Genomic DNA, 11404 nt, shown 5'->3' with positions numbered 1-11404 from the left:
TGCAGGAAGGCAACTAAAACCCCAAGCACCTTCACTTCATTGGCAAGGAGCCGCCCATGCCGGATCCCGGACAGACCGCCCCCGATTTTACCCTGCCCCGTGACGGCGGCGGTGACATCAGCCTTTCGGCCCTGAAAGGCCGCAAGGTCGTGCTGTATTTCTACCCCAAGGACGATACCCCCGGCTGCACGGTGGAGGCGCTGGATTTCACCGCCCGCGCCGCGGCATTTGATGCGGCCAACACCACAGTCATCGGCATTTCCAAAGACAGCGTGAAGAAGCACGACAAATTCGTGGCCAAGCATGGTCTGGGCATTGCGCTGGCGTCGGATGAACAGGGCAGCACCTGCGAAGACTACGGCGTCTGGGTCGAAAAAAGCATGTATGGCAAGACCTATATGGGCATCGACCGCAGCACCTTTCTGATTGATGCCGAAGGTCGCATTGCCCAAGTCTGGCGCAAGGTGAAGGTCGATGGCCATGGCGCCGAAGTCCTGGCCGCGGCGGAGGCGTTGTGAGCCTGCCGCACCCGAACACCCTGACTGAAATGGCGGTGGAGGTTCTTGCCACCGCCGACGGCCGGGCCAAATGCGCCCTGTCGCAAGCCCATGCAACCGCATGGTTTGCCGCGCGTCAGGCAGGTCAGCCGATCTCTGTCGGGCAGGCCAGCCCACCGCTGCATCCGTCGCGCCCCGAACGCCCCGAATTGCTGCCCCCGCGCGACGTGCCGCGTCGGCGTCCGGGCAGCCCGCAGGGCCGCATTGCCCTGCTCCATGCCGTGGCGCATATCGAATTGAACGCGGTCGATCTGCACTGGGATATCATTGCCCGGTTCGGCCATGTGCCGATGCCGCTAGGCTTCTACGACGACTGGGTCAAGGCCGCCGCCGAAGAATCACGCCATTTCAATCTGATATGCGACTGTCTTGAAGCGATGGGCAGCCATTATGGGGCCTTGCCCGCCCATGCCGGCATGTGGCGCGCGGCGTCGGATACGGTGGATGACCTGTTCGGGCGTCTGGCCGTGGTGCCGATGGTGCTGGAAGCACGCGGGCTTGATGTGACCCCCGGAATGATCGAGATTTTCCGCAAGGCAGGCGAGACCCAGGCCATCGCCGCGCTGGAAGTGATCTATGCCGAAGAAGTTGGCCATGTCGCCTATGGGTCGAAATGGTTCAACTGGCTTTGTGGTCGCGATGGGTTGGACCCCAAAGAGGTGTTCCACGATCTGGTGCGCCGCTATTTCCATGGGGCGCTGAAACCCCCGTTCAACGAGGAAAAACGTGCCGAGGCCGGGTTGCCGCCGGATTTCTACTGGCCTTTGGCCGAAGATATGCCATTTGCCGCCGATTGATCGGCAGATTCATGCCGATCTGGCTTTACCTGCGGGTCAAGCGGTGCAAAGCGGTTTCAAATTTGTTGCGACAGCAGAAACCACTCCTTAATCACGTCCGGGGATGAGACGGCGCAGGTCAGACGCGCCCCTGTTCAGGGGGCAGCCGTCGCGCCACAAGAACAGATGGACGAGGCTACGTGCTGACACGGCTTACCTATCGGATCAACGCAGCGCTGGAACGGCATTTGCCCGAACAGCGGCTGTTTCTGAAATCCGATACCGCCACCCGCTTCATCCGCCTGCGACCGATGACTCAGGCGCTGGTTCTGGGCGGCGTCTCGCTGGTGCTGGCATGGAGCTTCGTGGCCACGTCGGTTCTGTTGATGGACAGTATCTCGGCCGGATCGGACCGTGATCAATCGGCCCGCCAGCAGGCATTGTTCGAAGAACGGCTGACCGCCCTCTCCACCGACCGCGACCTGCGCGCCGAAGAGGCCGCGCGGGCACAGCAACGGTTCAACCTGGCCCTGGCCGAAGTCAGCGCCATGCAGGCCCGGTTGCTGGCATCCGAAGACCGTCGGCGCGAGCTGGAAACCGGCATTGACGTGATCCAGAACACGCTGCGTCGCACCATCAAGGAACGCGATGAGGCCCGCGCAGAACTGGGCCGGGCGACCGCCGCGCTCAGCAGCCAGGAAGGCAGCAAGGGCACCGAACTGGGCCGCGCCCGCGATGCGCTGGCCACGCTGGAAATCATGTCCGGCGCGCTTGGCACCACGGCGCGCGAACGCGACGAGATGGTTCAGATGGCCAATCGTGCGCGCGAGGATGCCGCCGATATTCAGCGCCAGAAAGAAGACCTGCAGCTGCGCAACGATGCGATCTTTGCCCGGCTGGAAGAAGCGGTGACCGTATCGATGGAACCGCTGGACAAGATGTTCCGCGCCGCCGGTCTGTCGCCTGATGACCTGCTGGATCAGGTGCGGCGCGGCTATGGCGGTCAGGGAGGCCCGATGAGCCCCATCGTTTCCACCAAGGGGGGGGCCTTGAGCCCCGATGAGGCGCGGGCAAATGTGATCCTGCAAGGGCTGGACCGCATGAACCTCTACCGTCTGGCCGCCGTTCGCACCCCGTTCTTCAACCCGATCCCTTCGGGGCGCTATCGGTTCACCTCGGGTTTTGGGTATCGCCGCGATCCCAAGGGCGCAGGCACGCGCATGCATTCCGGCCTTGATTTCGCCGGTTCCTATGGCACGCCGATTGTCAGTACCGGCGATGGCGTGGTGGTCGAGGCGGGCTGGGGCAATGGCTATGGCCGTATGGTAAAGATTCGCCATGATTTCGGCATCGAAACACTCTATGCGCACTTGTCGCAAATCCACGTCAACGAAGGTCAAAGGGTATCGCGCGGCGACCGGATCGGTGATATGGGAAATTCAGGCCGGTCCACCGGCACTCACCTTCACTACGAGGTTCATATCGGGGGCCGTCCGGTCAATCCGATGACCTTCATCAAGGCAGCGAACGATGTTTTCTAAATCCAGAATCAACGAACCCGGTCCCAAGCAGGTGGAAGGCGACAAGCCCAAGGCCCCGGAGCTGCCCGCCACCAAGCCCTCAATGGATTTTTCCAGCCCGATGAAAGCCAAACCGAACGCGTCAGTCCTGTCGTCCGACCTGACTGTGGTGGGCAACCTGAAAACCACCGGCGACATTCAGGTTGAAGGTACGGTCGAAGGCGATATTCGCGCCCATCTGCTGACGGTTGGCGAAACCGCCACCATCCGTGGTGAAATCGTGGCCGATGACATCGTGGTCAATGGCCGCGTGATCGGCCGAGTGCGCGGTCTGAAAGTGCGCCTGACCTCGACGGCACGGGTCGAAGGCGACATCATCCACAAGACCATCGCCATCGAAAGCGGTGCACATTTCGAAGGATCGGTGCAACGGCAGGACGATCCGCTGAATGGCGTGAAAGCGATCACCGGCCCGAAGGTCGACTGATTATTGCCAGATCAGGTTCATGGCAAAGGGCGCCCCGGGGCGCCCTTGTTCATTTCACGACAGGGCGCGTCGATAGAGATGCCATGTGGCATGACCCAGCACCGGCAGCACCACCAGAAGCCCCAGAAACCACAGCGCCATGCCCGCAAACAGCGCGACCCCGACCAACAGGCCCCAGGACAGCATGACCAGCGGATTGGATTTGACCAGATCAAGACTGGTCAGCATCGCCGTCACGAAATCCACCTCGCGATCGAGCAGCATGGGCAGGCTGACAACGGTCAGCGCAAACAGCAGCGTGGCGATCAAAGCCCCAACCGCCGACCCTACGGCCAACATCATCATCCCATGCGGTGTCTGAAACATCTCGAAGGACGATGTGGCATTGGTCAGCGTCAGCGTGCCCATGAACAGCGCAAAGATCATGTGGGCCAGAAAGTTCCAGAACAGGAAGAAGATCACGATCACCGCCGCCATGGACGGGATCTGCCTGTCCTTCTGGCGGAAGATCACCCCCGCAATCCCGGCCATGTCCAGCGGCTCGCCTGCTTCCAGACGGCGCGAGATTTCGTAGAACCCGCAGGCGATGAAGGGGCCAAGGATCGGAAAACCTGCGCTGGCGGGCAAGGTCCACCAGATCTGGCCCTTTGCAGTCACAGCCCAGAAGATCAGCCAGCCCCCCAGCACATAGACCAGCGAAAAGCCGATCCCGTAAAGCGGCGCGCGCAGAAAATCGCGCCAGCCCAGCTGCAGGCTCGCGCGCAGATCGGCCATGCCGACTTCGTTGATCTGGGGTTCATATGGTGGCCCGGTTTCCGTCTGCGACATGTGGCTGATCCTCCCGTTCTGCAACAGGTTAGGCAGGCCAGCGCCGGGTGCAAAGTTGTTTCTGCGCCGCAGGTTTACCCACGGCCAGACGCCCCTGCGGATCAGTCTTCGGCGTTGGCTTCGGCGCGGGATTTGCCCGCCACATCCATCGCCAGCGTGGCCGCCATGAACTTGTCCAGGTCACCGTCCAGCACACCCTGCGTATCCGAGGTTTCCACCCCCGTGCGCAGATCCTTCACCATCTGATAGGGCTGCAGCACATAAGACCGGATCTGGTTGCCCCAACCGGCATCGCCCTTGGCTTCATGCGCAGCGTTGATGGCGGCGTTGCGCTTGTCCAGCTCCAGTTGATACAGCCGCGATTTCAGCGCCTTCATGGCAATATCACGGTTCTGGTGCTGCGATTTTTCCGAACTGGTCACCACGATATTGGTGGCCAGGTGGGTGATCCGCACCGCCGAGTCGGTGGTGTTCACGTGCTGTCCGCCCGCGCCCGACGACCGGTAGGTATCGATGCGGATTTCGTGCGGCAGCACTTCGATTTCGATATTGTCATCGACAACCGGATAGACCCAGACCGACGAAAACGACGTATGGCGCCGCGCCGCGCTGTCATAGGGCGAAATGCGCACCAGACGATGCACCCCGCTTTCGGATTTCAGCCAGCCATAGGCATTGGGCCCGCTGATCTTGTAGGCCACCGATTTGATCCCGGCCTCTTCCCCTTCGGAGATGGATTGCAGTTCGACCTTGTAGCCCTTCTTTTCGGCCCAGCGGGTGTACATCCGCGCCAGCATGCTGGCCCAATCGCAGCTTTCCGTGCCGCCTGCCCCGGCATTCACTTCAAGGAAGGTGTCATTGCCATCGGCCTCGCCATCCAGCAGCGCCTCCAACTCCTTGCCGCGTGCGGTTTCGACCAGGGCCTTGATGGCGGCCTCGGCCTCGGCGATGATTTCGGCATCACCTTCCATCTCGCCCAGCTCGATCAGTTCGATATTGTCTTTCAACCCGGTCTCGATCAGCTGATAGGTGCCAAGCGCATCCATCAGCGCCTGACGTTCCCGCATCAGCTTTTGCGCCTTGGCCGGATCGTTCCACAGGTTCGGGTCCTCGATCATCGCATTGAATTCCTCAAGGCGATGCGGCGCGGTCTCGTGATCCATGCGCTGTGCCAGCAGGGCCAGCGACTTGCGGATGGCTTCGGCATCTTTTTCGGTTTCGGCGCGCATGGCTCGGGTCTCTTTCCGGTCGGACAAACAGATTTGGCGCGGGTGATACCCGCTGGAAGGCCGCCGGGCAAGGCCACGGCGGCGGATTGCAGATCAGTAGAGCCCACCCGAGGACAATGTGCCGAAATCGGCCTTCTTCGGGATGACCTTGGTCTTGCCCGATGCCGTGGTCACCTGCGAGCCGCCGCCGCTTTCCACCTCGCCCGCTGCAAACAGCGGCAGGTTCGCCCCCATGGCAAAGCCGCCATCGACCATCGCGCCAACCCCGAACAGCGGCTCTTCGCCCTCGCGGAAGTATTCGGACACGACATTGTCGCCCTGCGCATCATCTGACAGGCGCGCGCCCGAGAAACGGTCGATCTTCATGAAATAGCCGCCCGGCGGCACGGCAAATTTGCCGCCACCGTATTTCTTGATGGCCGCCTTCATGAAGCTTTCGAAGACCGGGCCACAGAACCCGCCGCCCGAGGCGCTGTTGCCCAGTGACCGGGGATTGTCATAGCCGATATAGCAACCCGCCGCGATGTTCGAGGTATAGCCCACGAACCAGACATCCTTGGCGTCATTGGTGGTGCCGGTCTTGCCCGCCACCGGCACGGGCAGGTTGATCCCCCGTGCCGTGCCGCGTTGCACCACGCCCTCCATCATGCTGGTCAACTGATAGGCGGTGATCGCATCCATCACCCTTTCGCGCTTTGACACGATCCGGGGTGCCCTTCCCTGCGGAAGATCGGCCAGGGCGCAATCGGCACATTCCCGGGTGTCGTGACGATAGACCGATTTGCCATAGCGATCCTGCACACGGTCCACCAGCGTCGGCTCCACCCTCTCGCCGCCATTGGCGAACATGGCATAGGCCGCCACCATCTTGAACAGCGTGGTTTCCTGGCTGCCCAGCGAATTGGAGAGGAATTGCTGCATGCGGTCATAGACGCCGAAGCGTTCCGCATAGCCCGCCACCGTTTCCATCCCGATTTCCTGGGCAATCCGCACGGTCATCAGGTTCCGGCTCTGTTCGATGCCGGTGCGCAGCGGGGTGGGGCCATAGAACTTGTTCGACGCGTTCTTGGGCCGCCACAGGCCCTGCGGCGTATCCACCTCGATGGGCGCATCGACGACAATGGTGGCCGGGGTGAAACCGCTGTCCAGAGCGGCGGCATAGACAAAGGGCTTGAAGCTCGACCCCGGTTGGCGCGTGGCCTGTGTTGCGCGGTTGAATACCGAATCCTGATAGGAAAAGCCGCCCTGCACCGCCAACACACGGCCCGAGAACACGTCCATCGCCATGAAGGCGCCCTGCACTTCCGGCACCTGACGCAGCGACCAGCGCTTGAAACTGCCGTCCTCATCGCTGGTGACGGCACGAACCAGAACCACATCGCCCACGCTGACAAGATCGGAGGCAACGCGGGCCTTCCTGCCCAGCTTGCCATCGGCCTGACGCTTGCGCGCCCAGGTCACATCATCGGCCGGGATGAAATGGCCGTCTTCATCCTCGTCCACGCCTTCAATGCCGATCCGGGCACTGGATTCGCCGAGCGACAGCACCACCGCCGGATGCCAGCCTTCGATGTCACGGGGCACCTCCACCTCGGACAGCGCCGCGCGCCAATCCGCCTCGGCGGTCAGCCGGTCGGGCGAAATGGTCTTGCGGGTGCCGCGCCAGATACCCTGACCGCGATCATATTTCTCTAGGCCTTGCCGCAGCGCCTTGGCCGCCGCCGCCTGCAATTCCGGGTCAACCGTGGCACGGATCGCCAGACCACCGCCGAAGAACTCCTTCTCGCCGAACTTGCCCGACAATTCGCGGCGGATTTCATCGGTGAAGTAATCGCGTGGCGGCAGCGATTGGCGGAAGGGCGGATAATCGCCGCGCTGCACAGTGCGCAGCGGCTGGACTTTCTCCGTCTCATAGATGGTCTGATCGATATAGCCATTCTGCAGCATTTCGCGCAGCACATAGTTGCGGCGATCCACCGCGTCTTCGTACTGGCGGGCCGGGTGCAGATCGGCGGGCTTTTTCGGCAGGGCCGCCAGATAGGCCGCTTCGCCCGCGGTCAGCTGGCGCAAGGATTTGTTGAAATAGGTCTGCGCCGCCGCTGCCACACCATAGGAATTGGCGCCCAGGAAGATTTCGTTCAGATAGAGTTCAAGGATCTTCTCCTTGGGCAGGGTTCCCACCAGCCGGGTGGACAGGATCAGTTCCTTGATCTTGCGTTCTGCCGTCCGGTCCCCCGACAACAGGAAGTTCTTGGCCACCTGCTGCGGAATGGTCGAAGCGCCGCGCAGCCGCCCGCCTTTCAGCGCGTCCAGCGCAGCCGAGGCAATCCCCATCACATCAAAACCCTGATGGGTATAGAAATTCTTGTCCTCGGCGCTGATGAAGGCCTGCTTGACCAGAGCCGGAATATCTTCGGCCGGCACGAAAAGACGGCGCTCTTCCGCGAATTCGTCAATCAGACGGCCTTCGCCATCATAGATGCGGCTGATGGTCGGCGGGGTATATTGCAGCAGGCTTTCATGGCTTGGCAGGTCGCGGGAATAGACCCAGAAGACAGCGCCAAGGGTCAGGGCCGCGAACAGCAGGCCCAGCGTCAGCATGGTGAAGATGGCCCCGAAAAAGGACCCGACAAAGCGCAGCACGCAAAACCCCCGATCAGACGTGGCACCGATATAGGGCCAAAGCGGCGCAAGGTCAAAACATCGCGGGCCGTTTGCGGGCAGTTTCCCGCCAATGTGAAAGCTGACGCGACGACCTAATGCCTGTTCAGCCCCGAGAGCGCGGCATCCTGCGCGGCCCAGTCTTTCAACCCGTCGCGCAGGGCTGCGGCCATCCGGGCACGCCAGTCCGGGTCTTGCAGCCGGGCCAGATCACGATCTGACGACAGAAACCCCAATTCAATCAGCAAGGACGGGATGTCAGGCGATTTCAGCACGCTGAACCCGGCAGTCTGATGGGGGCGGCGATGCATCTTCAGATCGGCACCCTTGATCGCGCCTTCCAGCGCCCCGGCCAGCCGGTCAATGCGGGGGGCGGTTTCGGTGCGTGCCATGTCCATCAAGACCTGCGCCACCAGATCATCCTGATCCGTCAGATCGACCCCGGCCAGCAGATCGGCGCGATCATGCCGTTCGGCAAGGGTCTTGGCGGCCTGATCGGATGCCTCATCCGACAGGGTGTAAAGCGTGGCCCCCACGGCCTCACCCTCGGCCAGCGCATCGGCATGCAGCGACAGGAAGACATGCGCGCCCACCGCACGGGCGATGGAGATGCGGGTTTCCAGCGGTACGAAGACATCTTCCTCGCGCGTCATCACCACAAGAAAGCCGCCATCCCGCACCAGCACTTCCTTGAATTCGCGGGCGAATGTCAGCATCAGATCGGCTTCGGTCACGCTGTCGCGTTCGGCCCCCGGGTCAATGCCGCCATGACCAGGGTCAAGCACCACAACCAGCGGCCCTGCCCCCCGGGCCACCGGGCGCGGCAGATCGGCCGGTTTTGGCAGCGCCCAGCCGGGCGGTTCAGGGGCGGCTGCCTTTTCGGCAAAGGTTTCGGCGCTGGCCGGGATCAGGGCAAGGCTTAGACGCGCCGCGCCGTCAGATGTATCCATCCCCGCGCGCTGCACCACAAAAGGCCCCGGCAATTGGGCCACCAACCGCGACCATCCGGGCCGAAAGCTGCCCGCCCGCAGGTCGGTCACACCGCTGCGCGCCACCCGGTCGATGCCCTGCCAGTCCACCTCGCGGAAATCCAGCACCAGGCGCGGCGGTTGGTCCAGCAGCCGCACCCGCCACGGCACGGGTTGCGACAGCGCAAGTTCAAGGGTGATCCCCCCGCCCGCATACGAGCTGATTTCGGATTGCTCCGGCACCAGTCGCGCCAGCGCCGAAAGATCCTGCGCCATGGTGGCCAGCCCCGCCCAGATCATCGCAATAGCCAGTATCAGAACCCGCATGCACCGCCCCATTCCTGCTGCAGCACAGCCTAGCGCAGGCTGCGCATTCGCACCATTCACGCCTTGCGGCGGGCCATGAAGGCCTGCAACCGCGCCAGACCTTCGGCAATATCGGCCGTGGCCCGGGCATAGGAAAAGCGCAGCGTCTGCGCCCCCCGCCGCGGATCGAAGTCAAGCCCCGGTGTCACCGCCACCCCGGCTTCGTCGAGGATCTGCGCCGCAAAGGCCAGCGAATCCGTCGTCAGGTCGCTGACATCGGCATAAATGTAGAAGGCCCCGTCCGGCGGCGCGATCCGGGTAAACCCGGCCTTTGGCAGGCCTTCTAGCATCAGACGCCGGTTTTCGGCATAGATCGCGCGATTGGCCTCCAGCTCGTCGATACAATCAAGCGCATGCAGCGCGGCAATCTGGCTGGCATGGGGCGGGCAGATGAACATGTTCTGCGCCAGCCGCTCTACCACCCGGATCTGCGATTCGGGCACCACCATCCAGCCGATCCGCCAGCCGGTCATGCTGAAATACTTGGAAAAGCTGTTGATGACATGCAGGTCATCGGCAATTTCCAACGCCGAAACCGCCCGGTCACCGTAATGCAGCCCGTGATAGATCTCGTCGGAAATGAACCGGACCCCGCGCCCGGCACAATGGTCGATCAGGGCCGCAAGTTCCGCGCGGCCCAGCATGGTGCCCGACGGATTGCCGGGGCTGGCCACGATCAGCCCTTCCATGGTGACACCCTGCAAATCGGCGGGCACGGGCTGCAACCGGTTTTCCAGCCGCGACGGGATTCCCACAGCCTCAAGGCTCAGGGCCTTCAGGATCTGGCGGTATGACGGATAGCCGGGTTCGCCCAGGGCCACCCGGTCCCCCGCATCAAACAACGTGGTGAATGACAGCAGAAAGGCCGCGGATGACCCCGCCGTCACCACCACACGGTCGGGATTGAGGTCAATTCCATACCAGCGGCGATAGAGGTCAGCGATCCCTTGGCGCAGTTCGGGCAGGCCAAGCGCCACGGTATAGCCAAGCGGCCCCGCCTCCATCGCCCGCGCCAAGGCCTTGCGCGCCCCCGCCGGGGCGGCAGTGCCGGGTTGCCCCACCTCCATATGGATGATGCTGCGCCCCGATGCCTCGGCGGCACGGGCGCGCTCCATCACGTCCATCACGATAAAGGGATCGACCAGAGCCCGTCTTGAAACCTGCATGCATGCCCCCTTAAAGTCGGCGCGACACTGGCCCGGCAGGGCGCGCGCGTCAAGCCGCCCCCAAAAGGGGCCCCTGCCCCTTGGAGAGACCCGATGACCCGCACCTTCCTTGCCACCACTGCTCTGACGCTGGGTCTTTCCCTGCCGGCCCTTGCCCTTGACCTGTCCGCCATGTCTGACGCCGAAAAGCAGGCCTTTGGTGCGCAGGTGCGGGCCTATCTGATCGAGAATCCCGAAGTCATCATGGAAGCCGTGCGCGTGCTGGAAGACCGCCAGCAGGCCGCCGCGATCGAAGATGATCTGAAACTGCTGGAAGACAATGCCGAGGCCATTTTCCAGAACGCGAATGACTGGGCCGGCGGCAATCCCGAAGGCGATATCACACTGGTCGAATTCATTGATTACCGCTGTGGCTATTGCCGCAAGGCACATGACGAAGTGAACGAGCTGGTCAAATCGGATGGCAATATCCGCTTTGTGGTGAAGGAGTTCCCGATCCTGGGCGAAGAATCTCTGATCTCGTCGCAATTTGCCATCGCAGTGCGGATGGTTGCAGGGGACGAAGCCTACAAGCGCGCGCATGATGCGCTGATCACCCTGCGCGGCGATGCCACGGCAGAAAGCATGGCGGCACTGGCCGGGGAGCTGGGCCTGGACGCGGCGGCCATCAGCGCCAAGATGTCCAGCCCCGAAGTGGCCGCGGTGATCGAGGCCAACCATGCACTTGGCACCACGATGCAGATCAATGGCACCCCCAGCTTCATCATCGACCGTACCATGGTGCGTGGCTATGTGCCGCTGGATGGGATGCGCCAGATCGTCGAAGGCCAGCGGCAGGACGGTTGA

Annotated in this window: 10 protein-coding genes; 5 read left to right on the top strand and 5 right to left on the bottom strand. The window is 62.7% G+C overall.

Features of this window, described 5'->3' with window-relative positions; translation table 11 throughout:
• The first annotated feature begins 56 nt into the window (after window positions 1-56).
• From bcp to V6590_RS01170, 4 genes are all read left to right on the top strand, one after another.
• Window positions 57-518 (top strand): thioredoxin-dependent thiol peroxidase, encoded by a 462-nt coding sequence (gene bcp / locus V6590_RS01185; protein WP_335418307.1) that lies wholly within the window; start codon window positions 57-59, stop codon window positions 516-518.
• A 29-nt stretch (window positions 519-547) separates the two neighbouring features.
• Window positions 548-1354, top strand: coding sequence for a ferritin-like domain-containing protein (locus tag V6590_RS01180; RefSeq protein WP_335419345.1), 807 nt, complete (start codon window positions 548-550; stop codon window positions 1352-1354).
• A 179-nt stretch (window positions 1355-1533) separates the two neighbouring features.
• Window positions 1534-2874 carry a DUF5930 domain-containing protein gene (locus V6590_RS01175; RefSeq protein ID WP_335418306.1) on the top strand — a complete coding sequence of 447 codons (1341 nt, stop codon included), beginning with the start codon at window positions 1534-1536 and terminating at the stop codon, window positions 2872-2874.
• Entirely contained in the window at window positions 2864-3340 is a 477-nt protein-coding gene (locus tag V6590_RS01170; protein ID WP_335418303.1) for a bactofilin family protein, read from the top strand. Before V6590_RS01175 ends, V6590_RS01170 begins: the two co-directional genes overlap by 11 nt.
• 54 nt (window positions 3341-3394) lie before the next feature.
• Here the strand turns inward: V6590_RS01170 and V6590_RS01165 are convergent, their stop codons facing one another.
• The 5 genes from V6590_RS01165 to V6590_RS01145 form a co-directional block, all read right to left on the bottom strand.
• Window positions 3395-4168, bottom strand: coding sequence for a DUF2189 domain-containing protein (locus tag V6590_RS01165; RefSeq protein ID WP_335418300.1), 774 nt, complete (start codon window positions 4166-4168; stop codon window positions 3395-3397).
• Between the two features lie 101 nt (window positions 4169-4269).
• Window positions 4270-5397, bottom strand: a complete 1128-nt coding sequence (prfB, locus tag V6590_RS01160; RefSeq protein ID WP_335418297.1) for a peptide chain release factor 2 — start codon at window positions 5395-5397, stop codon at window positions 4270-4272.
• A 93-nt stretch (window positions 5398-5490) separates the two neighbouring features.
• Complete coding sequence (locus tag V6590_RS01155) at window positions 5491-8040, bottom strand: penicillin-binding protein 1A (protein WP_335418295.1); 2550 nt, start codon at window positions 8038-8040, stop codon at window positions 5491-5493.
• A gap of 113 nt (window positions 8041-8153) precedes the next feature.
• Window positions 8154-9353, bottom strand: coding sequence for an N-acetylmuramoyl-L-alanine amidase (locus V6590_RS01150; protein ID WP_335418292.1), 1200 nt, complete (start codon window positions 9351-9353; stop codon window positions 8154-8156).
• Window positions 9354-9409: 56 nt separating this feature from the next.
• Window positions 9410-10558 (bottom strand): pyridoxal phosphate-dependent aminotransferase, encoded by a 1149-nt coding sequence (locus tag V6590_RS01145; RefSeq protein WP_335418289.1) that lies wholly within the window; start codon window positions 10556-10558, stop codon window positions 9410-9412.
• Window positions 10559-10651: 93 nt separating this feature from the next.
• Between V6590_RS01145 and V6590_RS01140 the strand changes: the two genes are divergently transcribed.
• Entirely contained in the window at window positions 10652-11404 is a 753-nt protein-coding gene (locus V6590_RS01140; RefSeq protein WP_335418286.1) for a DsbA family protein, read from the top strand.

It is taken from the genome of Gemmobacter denitrificans (genome assembly GCF_036964905.1).
Classification (GTDB): Bacteria; Pseudomonadota; Alphaproteobacteria; order Rhodobacterales; family Rhodobacteraceae; genus Gemmobacter; species Gemmobacter denitrificans.
The sequence above is the reverse complement of the archived record's forward strand: the minus strand, read 5'-3'. Positions and strand labels throughout refer to the sequence as shown.